This window comes from Flavobacterium resistens, from assembly GCF_900182645.1.
GTDB lineage: Bacteria > Bacteroidota > Bacteroidia > Flavobacteriales > Flavobacteriaceae > Flavobacterium > Flavobacterium resistens.
In genome coordinates, this window is the sequence record NZ_FXTA01000002.1 from 227,571 (window position 1) to 243,941 (window position 16,371).

Annotated in this window: 18 protein-coding genes and 1 pseudogene; 6 read left to right on the top strand and 13 right to left on the bottom strand. The window is 33.5% G+C overall.

What is annotated here, in order from left to right; genetic code table 11:
* Positions 1-17: 17 nt before the first annotated feature.
* From FN795_RS07130 to FN795_RS21415, 5 genes and pseudogenes are all read left to right on the top strand, one after another.
* Positions 18-1,358, top strand: coding sequence for a DUF5689 domain-containing protein (locus FN795_RS07130; protein WP_142450002.1), 1,341 nt, complete (start codon positions 18-20; stop codon positions 1,356-1,358).
* Between the two features lie 117 nt (positions 1,359-1,475).
* Positions 1,476-2,342 carry a hypothetical protein gene (locus tag FN795_RS07135; protein ID WP_142450003.1) on the top strand — a complete coding sequence of 289 codons (867 nt, stop codon included), beginning with the start codon at positions 1,476-1,478 and terminating at the stop codon, positions 2,340-2,342.
* A gap of 150 nt (positions 2,343-2,492) precedes the next feature.
* Positions 2,493-3,722 (top strand): GTPase HflX, encoded by a 1,230-nt coding sequence (gene hflX / locus FN795_RS07140; RefSeq protein ID WP_035646341.1) that lies wholly within the window; start codon positions 2,493-2,495, stop codon positions 3,720-3,722.
* Between the two features lie 120 nt (positions 3,723-3,842).
* Positions 3,843-4,426, top strand: a pseudogene (locus FN795_RS07145) (zeta toxin).
* Positions 4,413-4,568 carry a hypothetical protein gene (locus FN795_RS21415; RefSeq protein WP_167498064.1) on the top strand — a complete coding sequence of 52 codons (156 nt, stop codon included), beginning with the start codon at positions 4,413-4,415 and terminating at the stop codon, positions 4,566-4,568. Before FN795_RS07145 ends, FN795_RS21415 begins: the two are co-directional and overlap by 14 nt.
* Positions 4,569-4,740: 172 nt before the next feature.
* On the opposite strand, the gene FN795_RS07150 is transcribed toward FN795_RS21415, so the two are convergent.
* The 6 genes from FN795_RS07150 to FN795_RS07175 all read right to left on the bottom strand — a co-directional run bounded on the left by FN795_RS07150 (position 4,741) and on the right by FN795_RS07175 (position 8,841).
* Positions 4,741-5,691, bottom strand: coding sequence for a DUF3078 domain-containing protein (locus FN795_RS07150; protein ID WP_142450004.1), 951 nt, complete (start codon positions 5,689-5,691; stop codon positions 4,741-4,743).
* Positions 5,692-5,770: 79 nt separating this feature from the next.
* Positions 5,771-6,280 (bottom strand): DUF2480 family protein, encoded by a 510-nt coding sequence (locus FN795_RS07155; RefSeq protein WP_142450005.1) that lies wholly within the window; start codon positions 6,278-6,280, stop codon positions 5,771-5,773.
* A gap of 79 nt (positions 6,281-6,359) precedes the next feature.
* Positions 6,360-6,683 (bottom strand): SUF system Fe-S cluster assembly protein, encoded by a 324-nt coding sequence (locus FN795_RS07160; protein WP_017494560.1) that lies wholly within the window; start codon positions 6,681-6,683, stop codon positions 6,360-6,362.
* A gap of 78 nt (positions 6,684-6,761) precedes the next feature.
* Complete coding sequence (locus FN795_RS07165) at positions 6,762-7,187, bottom strand: SufE family protein (protein WP_035646333.1); 426 nt, start codon at positions 7,185-7,187, stop codon at positions 6,762-6,764.
* 2 nt (positions 7,188-7,189) lie between these two features.
* Positions 7,190-7,615: a protein kinase family protein gene (locus tag FN795_RS07170; RefSeq protein WP_142450006.1), complete on the bottom strand. Its 426-nt coding sequence runs from the start codon at positions 7,613-7,615 to the stop codon at positions 7,190-7,192.
* An 11-nt stretch (positions 7,616-7,626) separates the two neighbouring features.
* Positions 7,627-8,841 carry an aminotransferase class V-fold PLP-dependent enzyme gene (locus FN795_RS07175; protein WP_142450007.1) on the bottom strand — a complete coding sequence of 405 codons (1,215 nt, stop codon included), beginning with the start codon at positions 8,839-8,841 and terminating at the stop codon, positions 7,627-7,629.
* 220 nt (positions 8,842-9,061) lie between these two features.
* Here FN795_RS07175 and FN795_RS07180 point away from each other — a divergent pair, with 220 nt between their 5' ends.
* Positions 9,062-10,411: a serine hydrolase domain-containing protein gene (locus FN795_RS07180; RefSeq protein WP_142450008.1), complete on the top strand. Its 1,350-nt coding sequence runs from the start codon at positions 9,062-9,064 to the stop codon at positions 10,409-10,411.
* Positions 10,412-10,670: 259 nt separating this feature from the next.
* Here the strand turns inward: FN795_RS07180 and FN795_RS07185 are convergent, their stop codons facing one another.
* From FN795_RS07185 to FN795_RS07215, 7 genes are all read right to left on the bottom strand, one after another.
* Positions 10,671-11,219, bottom strand: coding sequence for a hypothetical protein (locus tag FN795_RS07185; protein WP_142450009.1), 549 nt, complete (start codon positions 11,217-11,219; stop codon positions 10,671-10,673).
* Positions 11,220-11,237: 18 nt separating this feature from the next.
* Positions 11,238-12,554 (bottom strand): Fe-S cluster assembly protein SufD, encoded by a 1,317-nt coding sequence (gene sufD / locus FN795_RS07190; protein WP_142450010.1) that lies wholly within the window; start codon positions 12,552-12,554, stop codon positions 11,238-11,240.
* Between the two features lie 108 nt (positions 12,555-12,662).
* Positions 12,663-13,052, bottom strand: coding sequence for a four helix bundle protein (locus FN795_RS07195; protein WP_142450011.1), 390 nt, complete (start codon positions 13,050-13,052; stop codon positions 12,663-12,665).
* Between the two features lie 85 nt (positions 13,053-13,137).
* A complete protein-coding gene (gene sufC, locus FN795_RS07200) occupies positions 13,138-13,884 on the bottom strand; it encodes a Fe-S cluster assembly ATPase SufC (RefSeq protein WP_008466070.1) in 747 nt (248 codons plus the stop codon).
* A gap of 11 nt (positions 13,885-13,895) precedes the next feature.
* Entirely contained in the window at positions 13,896-14,384 is a 489-nt protein-coding gene (locus FN795_RS07205; protein ID WP_142450012.1) for a flavodoxin family protein, read from the bottom strand.
* Positions 14,385-14,391: 7 nt separating this feature from the next.
* On the bottom strand, positions 14,392-15,840 hold the full coding sequence (gene sufB, locus FN795_RS07210) for a Fe-S cluster assembly protein SufB (RefSeq protein WP_026727151.1): 1,449 nt from the start codon (positions 15,838-15,840) through the stop codon (positions 14,392-14,394).
* A gap of 84 nt (positions 15,841-15,924) precedes the next feature.
* On the bottom strand, positions 15,925-16,254 hold the full coding sequence (locus FN795_RS07215; RefSeq protein WP_026727150.1) for a HesB/IscA family protein: 330 nt from the start codon (positions 16,252-16,254) through the stop codon (positions 15,925-15,927).
* Positions 16,255-16,371: the final 117 nt, after the last annotated feature.

The following is a 16,371-nucleotide window of genomic DNA, read 5'->3' on the forward strand; positions in this document are numbered from 1 at the left end:
CTGAAAATTTATTTCTTATGAAAAAAACAGCTCTATTTTCAACTTTATTATTGGTCTTTATTAGCTGCAATACTGAAATTGAAATTCCAAAATTAGAATGTACACAACCTGATTTTACGGTAAACAAAACAGTCGAAAAAGTGTATGAGCTCTCGAGTCCAACGGCCAGACAATATACATATGATGACATTATAGAAGCCTATGTCGTTTCAAGTGATGAAGAAGGTAATTTTTTTAAAACTATTTCGTTTCAAACAAAACCTATTGGAAAAAATAAGGCAATCGGATTTAGTGCTCCTCTCGATGCTTCAAATTCGTACATAAATTATAGAGTAGGGAATAAGGTTTACGTAAAACTTAAAAATCAGTTTACAGATTTGTATTATGGCGGGTTAAGAGTTGGAAGCTTGTATGTAAGTGGTTCAGGCGATCCTACGATTGGAAGAATTTCACAAAATGAATTTAAAAATGTTTTGAATGCGTCATGCACAACGATCGATGAAAATCAATTAATAGAATCGATTTCTATTGAAGAAGCTTTGAACGATTCGAAATTAAATACTTTGATTGAACTTAACAATGTTGAATTTACAGAAGAAGCTTTAGGACGTCATTACTTTGAAGAAACCAATAATGTAGGAGGTTCAACGAATTGGAATTTAAGAGATAATACAGGAAATCAGATTATTTTCAGAACCAGCGGTTATGCAAAATTTGCGGATCATTTTGTTCCGCAAGGAAGCGGTAAAGTTCGCGGAATTTTGACCAAGTTTGGATCAGATTATCAATTTATGGTTCGGTTTGAAAGTGATATTAAAATGGACGGAAAAAGAAATACTCCGGTTTTTGCAGAAGATTTTCAGTCGGTTAAAAACAATGTAAATTTCGTGCTTCCGGGTTGGAGTAACATCGTTGAAAAAGCGACAAAACTATGGAAAAGTATGGTGTATTCAGGAAACGGATATGCCGAGTTTAACACCACAAGTACAACTGCTGCTGAAAATATTGCCTGGCTGATTTCTCCAAAAATTAATTTAACAGGTTATAAAAATCCTGTATTGTCTTTTAGAAGCGCACAGCATGATCTAAAGGCAGATTCGGCGTTGAATACACTAGAAGTTTATGTTTCGTCAAATTTTGACGGTTCTAATATCACGAAAGCAAAATGGACAAGATTAGAAGCAAAAATCCCTTCGCTTGCCACACCTGCCCGACAATTTATAAGTTCAGGCGGAATTGATTTGTCAGCTTATTCAGGAAATATCAATATTGCATTTCGATATGTTGGATCTGGAAAAGACAAGACTCTCAATGGCGCCTTTATGGTTGATGACGTGAAGATTTTTGGCGAAAAGTAGGTAATTATTTTTTTGATTTCGAGGAAAAAAAATAATGGTAGTTGTTTTTGAGATTTAAACTATTAGAATTTGTCAGAATTTTGTATTTTGGTCATCCCAAATTAATACAAGAACAAAATGAAAACCTACTTTATCGCCATCTTGATGATGGTATTCCCATGTTTGATGCACAGCCAGGATCAGGCCGATGCCGTTAAATTAAAGCAGATCAACATTGTAAAGACAAATTACCAAAACTCAAAAGATGGTGAAATTGTAAACAAAACGGTTGTTTTTAAAGACGGAAAAATTCAGACAATCACAACTTCAGATGTTGTTCAGCACTTCTCTTACAATAAAAATGGCTTGTTGGATATGACTGTAAAAGATAAAGTTGGAAGCGACTGGAAAGAGGTCGTAAATTATACTTATGATGCAGACAACAACATTATCAAATTTGTAAAAAAATATCAGGAAGGACCTGATTATATTACAAAAGTTGTGACTTTCTTTTACGAAGGAGCACGAGTAAAAGTAACGACTAAAAAAAGTACCAATCATCAGAATTTAGTGGAAGATATTGAATACATTGTAGAAAACGGAATTATTGTACGACGTACTTCACGTGATAGAAACAAACAGATTATTGGCAAAATCGAATATGTATATGTAAATGATAATGTATCAAAACACAAAGGATTGGTTGGAGATAAAATCTCGAAATCATTTACTTATGATGATAAAAAATCGGTCGATCAAATAATTGTTCAAAGCCTTTTCGGGGATAATTACAGGATAATTGTACCAATGATTTCGTATCATGAAGAAGAATTTGCATTTGAATCGATTTCATACAATAATGAAATGAATTTCAGTCCATCATCAACGGCTTTAATTGCGGTAAGCAGAAAGTATAAATACAACAAACTGAATTTTCCAATTTCATGTTCTCAGATTGAAGAAAACGGAATTGTAAAAACAGAAAAAACGTTTATTTACGAATAAACAGTTTTAGATAAAATTTGGATACCATTTATAAATTAGGTTTTATTGCCTGATTTATAAATGGTTTATTTTTTTAATTAGAATTTAAAATTGAAATTCTATAATTGTAAGTAGTGTACAAATGATTAAATTTGTAGCTTATTTTAAGATATGTTAGAGAAAGAAGTTATAAATTTTGAGAGAACAGCCATTGTTGGTATTATTACTCAAAATCAAAGTGAGGAAAAACTTAACGAATATTTAGACGAATTAGAGTTTTTGACTTTTACCGCAGGAGGTGAAGTTATAAAACGCTTTTCGCAAAAAATGGAACGCCCGAATCCGAAGACTTTTGTGGGTACGGGAAAAATAGACGAAATCAATCTTTTTGTAAAAGAAAACGGAATATCGACGGTTATTTTTGATGATGAGTTAACTCCATCTCAGCAAAAAAATATCTCAAGAATTATTGATGCAAAAATCTTAGACAGAACAAACTTAATCTTAGATATTTTTGCGCAAAGAGCTGAAACGTCTTATGCAAGAACTCAGGTTGAGCTCGCACAATGTATCTATTTGTTACCAAGACTTTCTGGTTTATGGACTCACCTTGAGCGTCAAAAAGGAGGTATTGGTATGCGTGGACCTGGTGAAACGGAGATTGAAACAGATAGACGTATCGTTCGTGACCGAATTTCGCTTTTGAAAGATAAAATCAAAACGATAGATAAACAAATGAGTATTCAGCGAAGCAATCGCGGAGCAATGGTTCGTGTGGCATTGGTTGGATATACAAATGTTGGGAAATCAACGTTGATGAATGCAGTTGGTAAAAGTGAAGTTTTTGTTGAGAATAAATTGTTTGCAACTTTAGATACAACAGTTCGAAAAGTGGTAATTAAAAATCTCCCATTTTTGCTTTCGGATACTGTTGGATTTATTCGAAAATTGCCAACGCAATTAGTAGATTCTTTTAAAAGTACATTGGATGAGGTTCGTGAAGCTGATTTGTTATTGCATGTTGTAGATATTTCGCATCCGGATTTTGAAGATCATATTGAATCTGTAAATCAAATTTTGCAGGATATTAAGGCGCATGAAAAACCGGTTATTATGGTTTTTAATAAAATTGATGCCTACAAACATTTGACAATAGAGGAAGATGATTTGATTACAGAGAAAACCAGAAAACACTGGACGCTCGATGAATGGAAACAAACCTGGATGAGTAATGTTGGTCATGATAAAACATTGTTTATTTCGGCGACACAAAAACAAAATTTTGAGGAATTTAGAGAAATGGTTTATGAGGCTGTTCGCCAAATTCATATCACGAGATTCCCTTATAATAAGTTTTTGTATCCGGATTATAAAGATGCAATTGAAAAAGAAGAAGAATAAAATGGAAACGGCTTTTGATACATTCAAAAGCCGTTTTTTGTTTTGCCATAGATTTAAGGATATATCAATTTAGCTTTTCCATAAGATTTATTAAAATGGATATTTCATATCTTTGTTTAAATGAGTAAGAATTTATATATAATTGCTGGTTGCAATGGAGCAGGTAAAACTACTGCATCCTTTACAATATTACCTGAAATTTTAGATTGTAAAGAGTTTGTAAATGCAGATGAAATTGCAAAAGGCCTCTCTCCATTTCAGCCAGAAAAAGTTGCTTTTGAAGCGGGCAGAATTATGCTTCACAGAATAAATGAACTTTTGATTAACAATGAAGTTTTTGCTTTTGAAACGACTCTTGCCACTAAAAGTTATAAGTCTAAAGTCAAAATTGCTCAAGACAAAAAGTATAAAGTAGTACTTTTGTTTTTTGGTTGCAAGATGTTGATTTAGCAATTGAAAGAGTGAAAACCAGAGTTAAGGAAGGTGGGCATAATATTGAAAATGATGTAATTAAGCGTAGATATATAAATGGAATAAATAATTTATTTAATATATATTTGCCTATAGTTGATGAAGCGATGATTTTTGATAATTCATTCGGTAAACCTGAATTAATTGCAGAAAAAATGTTTGATACTGAGATTGATATAATCAACGAAATTAAATACAATAGACTTAAAAAGTTTTACAATGAAAACATATAAAAGATCGGCTACTCAAACTAAAATTTTAGATTCAATGGATCTTGTTTATGAGAAATTAATTGAGTTCAAGAAGAAATCAAATAGCGAATTAGTTATTATGAAAGATGATAAAATAGTAAAAATAAAAGCTAAGTCATTATAAAAATGTTAACCCTCTTTATTTAGAGGGTTTTTTAATGTTTAAAAGAAGCCAATTGTTTGAATCTAGCCCCGATGGAGGCGTTATCCTTGCTGGCCCGAGAGGGCAACAGCGAGATATAGCCGAGAGCGGGAAACCATGTTTGTTAAAATGTCTTTTGCGATGCTTCTGAAAATTAGAATCCGAAATTAACTCCTAAACCAAAAACTTCTCTGGTTTGGAGTCCTGCAAATGCATTATCATCATAAATAGCTTGGAATGATAAATTGGCTGATAAAAATTTGTTGATTTTCATGATAATATTCAGCGAATAATTGATGTCGACGTTTTGAGGATCTTCCAGATAGTTTGAATAAAGATTTAATGTGTTTTCGGCTGTTACATTGGTCATGATTGCCAGTTTGTAATAAACTGAAGCGTAAAAACCCAACTCATATCGCATACTTTTGCCTTCATCAACACCAAAATAAGCGCCATCGACATACGGCAGACCGGTAAATCTATCGACTCCGGTTGTATAAGCATTGTCTACAAAAGTGAATTTTGAAGTTAGTGGTGCGAAATTTATTTTAAGATTATCATCTTTTGTCCAATAAATACCGGGACCTGTTGTAAGATAACCAGGAGACATGAATTTCGTTTGTTCTGTCCTGATTTGTTTTCCGTTGACGTCCTGACCGTAAATGTAACCAGTAGAAAACTGTGTTCTAAAATTCAGGAAGTAAGAGTAGTACCATTGCCCAAAAGCCTTTTTTCCGAGAATGGAATTGAATTCTAAGCGGTCATCTGTTTTTTTTGTAAAGTCGTCATTTTTGGTTTGTAGAAGACCGTATGATGCTAAAACTTTGTTGTCCCAAGTTAGATCGTCCTTTTTGTAATTAAAATCGTAGTTGATTCCTAAAGTTCCTGAAAAGCTGTCCTCTCCACCGGCAATCCAGTTGTTGAAGCTCGACTGATTTAATAAAAGTGAGACAGTTCCTTTTGTTTTCCAGCCTTCTCCTTCGATGGTGTCGTTAATTTTTTTCACTGCTTTTTCAGTGTTCTGAATTAACTCTTTTTCTGAATTTTGGGCTTGTAAAAATGTGAAGTTTACTAAAACGAAAAGTAATAGGGTTAGCTTTTTCATGGTTTTTAGTTTAGAAGTGTATAAACAAATATACTAAAAACCGATAAAAGCTTAAGCGTTAATTGATTGTAAAAGCAGGTTATTTCTTAGATTCTTTGTATAAAGGTACTGCAGAACAAGCTTCGCCATACATTATGCTTCTTGCAAATGGCTGTAAATAGGTTGTAGCTAAAATATACGCACGCATTGGAACTGGTTTTTTGGAACAGCCTTTTACAATTACAGGTTTATTTTTGTAAGCTGAATAATCTATGTTTTTTAAGATTTCTTCGTATAAACTAGCGTCTAAATCTTCTATGGTTCCGTTAACCACTTTTTTAGCAAAAGGCGCTAAGTGGACACTTACTAAAATCAAAGCCCAAGCCGGAATAATGGCGTCTGTACTACAATGTACTGCTACATATTGATCTTGATATTGTGACCAATCGTGATTTTTTAAGTGTTCTCTAAAGTCTTTTTCTTTCAATAGAAATCCTTCCAAAAGCCATTGCGAAATGTCAATTTGCACACGCATTCCCTTTGGATAATAATCCTCAAGATCAAAAACTTCTAAAGCACTATTGGCAACTTTATTGATGATTTCTTCCATATGAAAAAGGGTTTCAAGTTTAAAGTTTCAGGTTTCACGTTATGAAAAACTTGAAACTTTAAACTTGAAACAAATATTTTTAAAGCATTCCTAATTCTAATTTAGCTTCTTCGCTCATTAAGTCTTTGCTCCAAGGTGGATCGAAAGTGATTTCTACGTCAACATCTTTGATGTTTTCGATCGTTTTTACTTTCTCTTCTACTTCTCTTGGTAAGCTTTCTGCAACTGGGCAGTTTGGAGATGTAAGTGTCATTAAGATTTTCACTTCGTAATCGGTATTTACCATTACGTCGTAAATTAATCCTAATTCATAAATATCAACAGGAATCTCAGGATCGTAAATTCCTTTTAAAACTTTTACGATTGATTCTCCTAATTCGTTTGTATCGATTTCTTGTTCCATTTTTATTTTTTGTTTTTACCATTAAGATATTAAGCTTAACACTTTATGAACCTTAATGTCTTAATGGTTTAAATTTTTTTAATTTTTGTTTTTTGCATCAAAAGCCAAAGCATACATTTTGATGTTTTTAATCATCGAAACCAAACCGTTGGCGCGAGTTGCTGATAAATGTTCTTTTAATCCGATTTCGTCAATGAATTCAGTATCAGCATTTATGATATCTGATGCTTTTTGGTTGGAGAAAGCGCGAATTAAAATTGCAATAATTCCTTTAGTCAAAATCGCATCACTATCTGCTGTGAAAACAATTTTATCGTCGTTTTGTTCGCCTTGCAACCAAACTTTCGACTGGCAGCCTTTGATTAAATTCTCGTCGACTTTGTATTCTTCTTTAATTAACGGAAGACTTTTTCCAAGTTCGATGATGTACTCATAACGCTGCATCCAGTCGTCGAACATTGAAAATTCGTCTATTATTTCGTCTTGTATTTCTTTTATTGTCATAATTATTCTTTAGCAAAATCAACCAGCAAATTTACCAGTTTTTCTATTTCCTTTGGAGGAAACCCATTATCGAAGCCTTTTGTTTCGTAGGTTTTTTGATTTTGAGTTATTTTTAAATTTCCAATTGCTGCGCCGTCATAAAAACGTTTTTCTGTCGGAGCTTTCAAGTTTGGAATATTTTCTAAATTTATTTTTGAAAATTCAGTTACAATTTGTTTCCATTTTGCGTCGTCAATTTTCTTTTCTACAGGTTCTGCGTTTCTGCCGTTTGTGACTGCTGCTGTTTTATTTTGAACAATTATCTTTTTAAAAACACCTCTTGAAACTGCAGAATATTCCATTTTTGTAGTTGTCATATCTGCTAATTTTTGGCTTGAACAGCCAGTTGCGATGAAGATTGTGAAGAATAAAAAAGATAATAGTCTCATAAAATGTTTTTTTAGCTTAACATGGTTTGCGCCTTTTTCACGGCTTCAACCATTGCATCGATTTCTTCTTTGGTATTATAGAAAGAAAACGAAGCACGAATCGTTCCTGGAATACAGAAGAAATTCATAATTGGTTGTGCGCAATGATGTCCGGTTCTAACTGCAATACCTAATTTATCGATAATAGAACCAATATCATAAGGGTGAATTCCATCAATATTAAACGAAACTACTGATGCTTTATTTTTAGTGTTTCCGTAAATTCGGATACCCTCAATTTCGTTAAGACGTTTTGTGGCGTATTCTAATAATTCATTTTCATATTCATGAATTTTATCAAAACCGATTTCGTTTAAATAATCAATTGCAGTTCCTAAAACAATTCCGCCCGCGATATTTGGTGTTCCGGCTTCGAATTTATGAGGAAGATCAGCATAAGTTGTTTTTTCGAAAGTCACCTCTTTGATCATTTCGCCTCCGCCTTGATAAGGAGGAAGTTTGTTCAGCCATTCTTCTTTTCCGTATAAAATTCCGGTTCCAGTTGGACCGCACATTTTATGTCCCGAAAAAGCATAAAAATCACAATCTAATTCCTGAACATTTGGTTTTAAATGCGGAACTGCTTGCGCGCCGTCAATCAAAACTGCAGCACCTACAGTATGTGCTTTATCAATAATATATTTAATTGGATTGATTACACCCAATGCATTTGAAATATGATTTACAGTAACAATTTTCGTTTTATCTGAAAGCAGTTTGTCAAATTCCTCAATGATTAATTCTCCATTGTTATTGATTGGAATAACTTTTAAAATAGCCCCCGTTTTTTCGCATAACATTTGCCAAGGCACAATGTTACTATGATGTTCTAATGAAGAAACAACCACTTCGTCACCAGGTTTTAAAATAGAAACAAATCCGTTTGCAACTAAGTTAATTCCGTGCGTTGTTCCTGAAGTAAAAAGCACTTCGTGCGCAAATTTTGCGTTGATATGGTCTTTTACTTTTCCGCGAGCAACCTCGTAAGCATCAGTGGCTAACTGGCTTAAAGTGTGAACGCCACGGTGAATATTGGCGTTGATTTCCTGATAATATTTTACTTCAGCATCAATCACGATTTGTGGTTTTTGCGAAGTGGCTCCGTTGTCGAAATATACTAAAGGTTTTCCGTTTACAGTTTGTGAAAGTATCGGAAAATCAGCTCTTATTTTTTGAATATCTAGCATGTCTTATTTAGAAAAAATCTATTTACAAAAGTACTAAAACTAAATTTGTTTATAGAGGAATTCTATAATTTCCTTTTATGGCGCCATTGTTACAAGGCGTAAATGCTGATTCCGTAAAAATCAATTCGGTTTTCTGCATTATCCGAATCATATTTATAATTTGAGTTCTAAAATCGTGAACATAAATTATTTATATTGCATTAAAAATATCTAACGCATCATGAGAAAATTTCTAAAAGTACTGGCGCTTGTCCTTGTTCTTGCCTTTTTGTATTTCGGATTTACAACTTATCCGAAACTTGATTTGATTTCTGGATTTTCTGCCAAAAGTGTCGCATCCGGGCATTTTATGGATCATCGATCACTGGATTTAATTCAGAAAACAGATAATGATATTCATTTATTGGATCTTGCTACAAACACGATTGATGATGCCGGAAAATTTGCAACATCGGCAGTTTATGGTTTGAAAGAAAGAAAAGCAATTTACAGAGATGGTTTAGGTGCTTTGTTGATTAATGATGATTACGATATTTCGAAACCATATTTGCTTCCAAAAAGAACAAAATTGGTAAACAATCTTCCTTTTCCTTACGGAAATAATGAACCAAAAGATACCGCTTTCGCGAATGTGGATTACGCAAAATTAAAAAAGGCAATTGATGATTCTTTCGATAAAGATGGTGGAAAAGCAAAACGCACACGCGCCGTTGTCGTTTTATATAAAGACAAATTAATCGGCGAAAAATATGATACAGGTTTTAATAAAGACAGTAAAATTTTAGGCTGGTCGATGACAAAAAGTATCACAAGTTCGGCATTTGGAGTTTTGGCTAAACAAGGGAAAATTGATATTTACAAACCAGCGCCAATTAAAGAATGGCAAAATGATGAGCGTAAAAATATTACCATAAACGATTTGCTTCACATGAATTCCGGTTTAGAATGGGAAGAAAATTACAGCACGATTTGTGATGCAACACAAATGCTTTTCCAGTCTGAAGATATGGGAAAAGTTCAAATGGATAAGCCAGCGAAATACAAGCCAAACACGCATTGGTATTATTCGTCAGGAACGACAAACTTATTATCCAGAATTTTAAGAGGCCAATTTAAAACACAACAAGAATATCTTGATTTTTGGTACAGCGCCGTAATCGACAAAATCGGAATGAACTCGATGATTGTTGAACAAGATATGTCGGGAACATTCGTAGGTTCATCTTACGGATGGGCCACACCAAGAGATTGGTCAAAATTTGGATTGTTATATCTACATAAAGGAAACTGGAATGGTGAACAGATTTTGGATGAAAGTTGGGTAAAATATACAGCAACACCCACGAATACTTCTGAAGGGAAATACGGAGCGCAATTTTGGTTGAATGCCGGAGGAAAATTCCCGGATGTTCCGCGTGATATGTTTTATTGCAGTGGATATCAAGGACAAATGGTGGCGATTATTCCGTCTTTGGATATGGTTATTGTTAGAATGGGAGTGAAGGAGGAGGAACCTGGTTTTGATTTTAATGGGTTTTTGAAAGGGATAATTTCTTCTGTGAAAAAATAAATTATGAAGAAACTATTTCATCCAATTATTTTATTAATAATCGGTTTTGTTTTAAATGGATTTGCATGGTCTACTAGTATTGGTCATCCACTTAATACGATCTGCTTATTACTTGGATTGGGATTGTTTTTCTTAGGGATTATATTGTCTATAATAAAAATTAGAGGATGATATTTAACCGCAAAGACGCCAAGTAAAAATTGCAAAGTCCGCAAAGTTTAAAATTAAACCTTGCGGACTTTGCGATTAAATATTTCTTTTATAAAAACGTATAGGTTAAACCAAAGTTTAACGTTACAACTGAAATTCCATCATCAGGGAAATTATATCCATGATTGTCTATTTCTATAAAAAAACTTTGAATGTTTTCTCTACTGGTAACTCTTCCATACGCGATGGAATATTTTTTCAAATATCCACTTAGATTTTCCGGTCCCATTTGAAAGCTTCTTCCATAACCAAACGAAAAAAACAATTTTTTATCGTCAGCTATATTTAAAGCAAGTTTACTGTTTAAATAAACCGGAAGTATACCAATAGAATGTCTAAAATTACCTTCAAATCCTGAGTATATTCCTAAAAATAAATTATTTTCTTCGTCATGAACTCCTAAACCACCTCTAAGGCTTAATCCGCCCAAAGCAAAAGGAACAGCTTCCCCTTCAGAATTAGTTACAAAAAAGGAGCTTATTACGCCAAGCTCGCCTTCGGTATAAACATATTTTTTAAAAAATTGAGCTTGGCTAAATTGAACTCCAAATAAAACAAATATCGATGAAAAAAGAATTTTCCGGATAGATTTCTTCAAAGTCGAATTAATTACTTTTTACAAATCAAATCCTAAATTCACGCCTAATTTCATGGCAATGATTTTAGTAATTCTTTGTTTTAATTCCGGTATTTTGATGCTTTCGATAACGGCATTTGAGAATGCGTACATCAGTAAAGCTTTAGCTTCTTTTTGTGGAATTCCACGAGATTGCATGTAGAACATTGCTGTTTCATCTAACTGTCCAACTGTACATCCGTGAGAACATTTTACGTCATCAGCAAAAATTTCTAATTGTGGTTTTGCGTTGATAGTCGCTTTGTCACTCAATAAAATGTTGTTGCTTTTTTGGAACGCATTTGTTTTTTGAGCTTCTTTTTCTACCAAAACTTTTCCGTTGAAAACTCCTGTCGAACGATCAGAGAAGATTCCTTTATAATCCTGGAAACTTTCGCAATTTGGCGTTGCGTGGTTTACCAAAGTATAATGATCTACGTGTTGTTTGTCGTTCAAGATCGAAATTCCGTTTAACGTACTTGTCAATCTTTCACCAAAATGGTAAAAGTTCAAGTTGTTACGAGTCAAATTTCCACCAAAAGAGAAAGTGTGCACGTAAGCATGACTTTCCTGTTGTTGAGAAACGTAAGTGTTGTCAATTAAATTGGCTTCACTATTGTCGTTCTGAATTTTGTAATAATCAACAATCGCGCGTTTTTGAGCAAAAATCTCTGTAACAGAGTTTGTTAAAACCGGATTTTCATTCAAACTTTGGTGACGCTCAATAATTTGAACATGTGAATTTTCACCTACAATAACCAAATTTCTTGGCTGAACCATTAAAGCCGATTCGTTTCCTGTTGAGAAATACATGATCTCAATTGGTTTATCTGCTACTTTTTTCTTCGGAATATTGATAAAAGCACCTTCCATTGCAAAAGCAGTATTCAATGAAGTCAAACTATCATCTTTACTTGCAATTTGGTTGAAATACGTATCAATAACCATTTTATATTTTGGTTTGGTCAATGCTGATGACATCAAACAAACATCGATTCCGTCATGCGTTGTAGAAGACAAATGCGAACTGAAAACGCCATCGATAAATACTAATTTGTACGTATCAATTTCGTGTAAAAAGTATTTTTTTACCTGATTAAATTCGATTGCATTTTCCTGCTTTGGAAAAACCGTAAAGTCATTTTTTAAGATGGCATTTAGCGATGTATATTTCCAAGCTTCTTCTTTTTTGGTTGGGAAACCTTTATTTTCGAAGTTTTTTAAAGCATTTGTGCGTATGTCATGTAAATCTGAATGTACATCGACACGCTCTTCAAAAGCCATAAAAGACGATACTAATTTTTCTTTTAAATCCATTTTCGTTGTTGTTTCCTTCGGTGTTTCAGGTTTCAAGTTTCAGGTTGACTGCTGGAACTTAATTCCTTTGAAATCCATTTTATTTCAGGTTTTTTGTTTCAGGTTTTTCTACTGAAACTTATTTCCTTTGAAATCTTTTTTATTTAGGTAAGTGATAAAGTTTTTTATTTTACCACTTAAATTTTCATAATCTGTTTTTAAAGCTTCGAATTTTTGTTCCGAAATATATTCAAAATCAAAAATGCGATATAATTGAGATCTTGTTTCTCCGGCTGAACCTTTTGCGATAGATAAAAATTGTCTAAACTCTAAATTCCCATCTCTTTCAAATCCTTCAGCAATATTATCCATTACTGAACCCGAAGAATCTTTTATCTGATTTTTGAATCTGAGATCAGACCTTAACTCTCTATGAACTGCAATAAGATGAATTTCTTTTGCTAATCGTCGAGCTTCTTTCCAAATTTCTAAATCCTCAAATCGAGTTATTGTCGCCATAATTTCTAGTTTAATAATTTTAAGTTTAAACTTACAAAATACAGTTTAACTTGAAACTAAAAAAACATGAAACCTGAAACAAATTTTAATTTTCTGCTTTGATCCAGTCGTATCCTTTTTCTTCTAATTCGTAAGCCAATTCTTTTCCACCAGATTTTACGATTCTTCCGTTGTAAAGAACGTGAACGAAATCAGGAACGATATAATCTAGCAAACGTTGGTAGTGCGTGATAACGATAATAGCGTTTTTGTCGCTTTTTAATTTGTTCACTCCGTTAGCAACAATTCTTAAAGCGTCGATATCAAGACCAGAATCGGTTTCGTCAAGGATTGCTAATTTTGGCTCTAACATTGCCATTTGGAAAATTTCGTTTCTTTTTTTCTCTCCTCCGGAAAAACCTTCATTTAAAGAACGAGATAAAAATTTACGATCGATTTCTAATAATTCAGATTTCTCACGAATTACTTTCAACATTTCGTTTGCCGGCATTTCTTCTTGTCCGTTTGCTTTACGAGTTTCGTTGATGGCAGTTTTCATAAAGTTAGTTACGCTAACTCCAGGAATTTCTACCGGATATTGAAACGAAAGAAAAACACCTTTATGTGCCCTTTCTTCTGGAGCTAAATCAGCAAGATCTTCTCCGTCAAGAATAACTTCTCCGTCTGTAACTTCATAGTTTTCGTTTCCTGCAATAACAGCAGAAAGTGTACTTTTTCCAGAACCATTTGGTCCCATGATAGCGTGAACTTCTCCAGCTTTAACTTCTATATTAATTCCTTTCAGGATTTCTTTATCACCAATCGCGGCGTGAAGGTTTTTTATTGATAACATTGTTTTTTATTTTATATAAATGTCAATTCTATTTTTGTTTGTTGGTTTAGGATATTGGCATTAAAATGCGCATGTCCTAAATATTCCATGCCTAAATAATCGGCTGATTTTTGAAACGGGATGTAAAAGCTATCTTCGATTTCATTATCGTGTGAATTTGTAATCACTCCAATTTTCTTTCCTCTTAGTTTTCTTCCGGTTTCTTTTTCAATTCGGATTAAATCTGAAATCCTGTCGAAAAAGACCTTCATAATACCGCTCATATTGTACCAATAAACCGGCGTTGCAAAAATTAAGGTGTCGTACTCTTCCAGTATTCTTCTTATTAAAGGAAGAAAATCATCGTCTATATTTTTGCTTTCGTAATCGTAATACGAAATATTGTAATCACTTAGATTCACTACATCGAAGTGATGCTCCTTAGAAATTTCATCCACAATTTTTGTTGTGTTTCCGTTTTTTCTGGAAGAACCTAAAATGATGACTTTTTTATTTCCCATCTTTAAATTATCCTACAGAACCTTCTAAAGAAATCTCTAATAATTTTTGCGCTTCAACTGCAAATTCCATTGGCAATTTGTTCAATACATCTTTACTGAAACCGTTTACAATTAAGGCAATCGCTTTTTCAGTTGGAATACCTCTTTGGTTGCAATAAAAAACCTGATCTTCTCCAATTTTACTTGTAGTTGCTTCGTGCTCGATTTTAGCCGATGGATTTTTACTTTCAATATAAGGAAAAGTATGCGCTCCACAATTGTTACCCATTAACAATGAATCACATTGCGAAAAGTTTCTTGCATTCTCCGCTCTTGGCGAAATCTGCACTAAACCACGGTAACTATTTTGTGATTTTCCAGCTGAAATACCTTTAGAAATAATAGTCGATTTAGTGTTTTTGCCTAAATGGATCATTTTAGTTCCAGTATCAGCTTGTTGGAAATTATTTGTAACAGCAATCGAATAAAATTCTCCTACCGAATTATCTCCTTTAAGTACACAAGAAGGATATTTCCAAGTTACAGCAGAACCTGTTTCAACTTGTGTCCAAGAAATTTTAGCGTTTGTTTCGCATAAACCTCTTTTGGTTACGAAGTTATAAACTCCACCTTTTCCTTCTTTGTTTCCAGGGAACCAGTTTTGAACAGTAGAATATTTAATTTCAGCATCATCCAAAGCGATCAATTCAACCACGGCAGCGTGTAATTGATTTTCGTCACGGCTTGGAGCAGTACATCCTTCAAGGTAAGAAACGTAACTTCCTTCATCAGCAATAACTAGAGTTCTTTCGAATTGTCCAGTTCCTGCTTGATTGATTCTGAAATAAGTTGAAAGTTCCATTGGGCATTTAACGCCTTTTGGAATATAACAGAAACTTCCGTCAGAGAAAACCGCTGAGTTTAATGCTGCGTAGAAGTTGTCTTTTTGAGGTACAACAGTTCCTAAATATTTTTTTACTAATTCAGGATGTTCTTTAATAGCTTCAGAAATTGGACAGAAAATAATTCCTTTTTCAGCCAAAGTTTTCTTGAAAGTTGTTGCTACAGAAACAGAATCGACAACAATATCCATAGCGACATTGTTCATCATTTTTTGCTCATCAACAGAAATTCCAAGTTTTTTGTACATCTCTAGCAATTCCGGATCAACATCGTCCAAAGTTTTGTTAGGATCTACTTGTTTTGGAGCTGAATAATAAGAAATCGCCTGAAAATCTGGTTTTTCGTAACGAACATTTGCCCATTCTGGCTCGATCATTTCTTTCCAGGCACGGAAAGCCTCGATGCGCCATTCGGTCATCCATTCAGGTTCTTCTTTTTTAAGAGAAATAGCTCTCACGATGTCTTCGTTTAAGCCAATAGGAAACGTCTCAGATTCTATATTGGTGTAAAATCCGTATTCGTATTCTTTAGTTTCGAGTTCGATTTTTAAATCGTCTTCTGTGTATTTGCTCATTATTTTTTTATTGTCTAAGTAGTTTTAAAGTCCAAAGTTTGAAGTCAATTTAGTCTTTATGACTTTACGACTTTCGGCTTTTGACTAAAGAGAGAATGATTCTCCGCATCCGCAAGTTCTGCTTGCATTTGGATTATTGAAAACAAATCCTTTTCCGTTTAATCCGCCTGAAAATTCAAGAATTGTTCCGGCTAAATACAGGAATGATTTTTTTTCAACTGCTATTTGTATATCATTATCTACGAATATCTTGTCATCATCGCCTTTGGTTTTGTCAAACTTCAAATCGTATGACAAACCAGAGCATCCGCCACTTTTCACTCCCACACGTACGTAGTCATGTGCGGCGTCAAAACCATCGTCTGTCATCAAATCGATGATTTTCTTTTTGGCTGTATCAGAAACTTTTATCATTGTGTTTATAGTTTTTAATTTTCTTTTATTGATGAAAACTGTTTAAAAAGTAATTAAATTATTACAATTTAAAGAGCTGTCTATCAATGTTCAAATGAAATTGTCTGCAAAGATACG

Coding starts and splice junctions, on each gene's coding strand:
- FN795_RS07215 (WP_026727150.1), bottom strand. CDS start 16,254: ATGATAAAAGTTTCTGATACAGCCAAAAAGAAAATCATCGATTTGATG.
- FN795_RS07195 (WP_142450011.1), bottom strand. CDS start 13,052: ATGGCGACAATAACTCGATTTGAGGATTTAGAAATTTGGAAAGAAGCT.
- FN795_RS21415 (WP_167498064.1), top strand. CDS start 4,413: ATGAAAACATATAAAAGATCGGCTACTCAAACTAAAATTTTAGATTCA.
- sufB (WP_026727151.1), bottom strand. CDS start 15,840: ATGAGCAAATACACAGAAGACGATTTAAAAATCGAACTCGAAACTAAA.
- hflX (WP_035646341.1), top strand. CDS start 2,493: ATGTTAGAGAAAGAAGTTATAAATTTTGAGAGAACAGCCATTGTTGGT.
- FN795_RS07165 (WP_035646333.1), bottom strand. CDS start 7,187: ATGACAATAAAAGAAATACAAGACGAAATAATAGACGAATTTTCAATG.
- FN795_RS07160 (WP_017494560.1), bottom strand. CDS start 6,683: ATGGAACAAGAAATCGATACAAACGAATTAGGAGAATCAATCGTAAAA.
- FN795_RS07155 (WP_142450005.1), bottom strand. CDS start 6,280: ATGGAAGAAATCATCAATAAAGTTGCCAATAGTGCTTTAGAAGTTTTT.
- FN795_RS07180 (WP_142450008.1), top strand. CDS start 9,062: ATGAGAAAATTTCTAAAAGTACTGGCGCTTGTCCTTGTTCTTGCCTTT.
- FN795_RS07150 (WP_142450004.1), bottom strand. CDS start 5,691: ATGAAAAAGCTAACCCTATTACTTTTCGTTTTAGTAAACTTCACATTT.
- sufC (WP_008466070.1), bottom strand. CDS start 13,884: ATGTTATCAATAAAAAACCTTCACGCCGCGATTGGTGATAAAGAAATC.
- FN795_RS07170 (WP_142450006.1), bottom strand. CDS start 7,615: ATGAGACTATTATCTTTTTTATTCTTCACAATCTTCATCGCAACTGGC.
- FN795_RS07175 (WP_142450007.1), bottom strand. CDS start 8,841: ATGCTAGATATTCAAAAAATAAGAGCTGATTTTCCGATACTTTCACAA.
- FN795_RS07205 (WP_142450012.1), bottom strand. CDS start 14,384: ATGGGAAATAAAAAAGTCATCATTTTAGGTTCTTCCAGAAAAAACGGA.
- FN795_RS07135 (WP_142450003.1), top strand. CDS start 1,476: ATGAAAACCTACTTTATCGCCATCTTGATGATGGTATTCCCATGTTTG.
- sufD (WP_142450010.1), bottom strand. CDS start 12,554: ATGGATTTAAAAGAAAAATTAGTATCGTCTTTTATGGCTTTTGAAGAG.
- FN795_RS07130 (WP_142450002.1), top strand. CDS start 18: ATGAAAAAAACAGCTCTATTTTCAACTTTATTATTGGTCTTTATTAGC.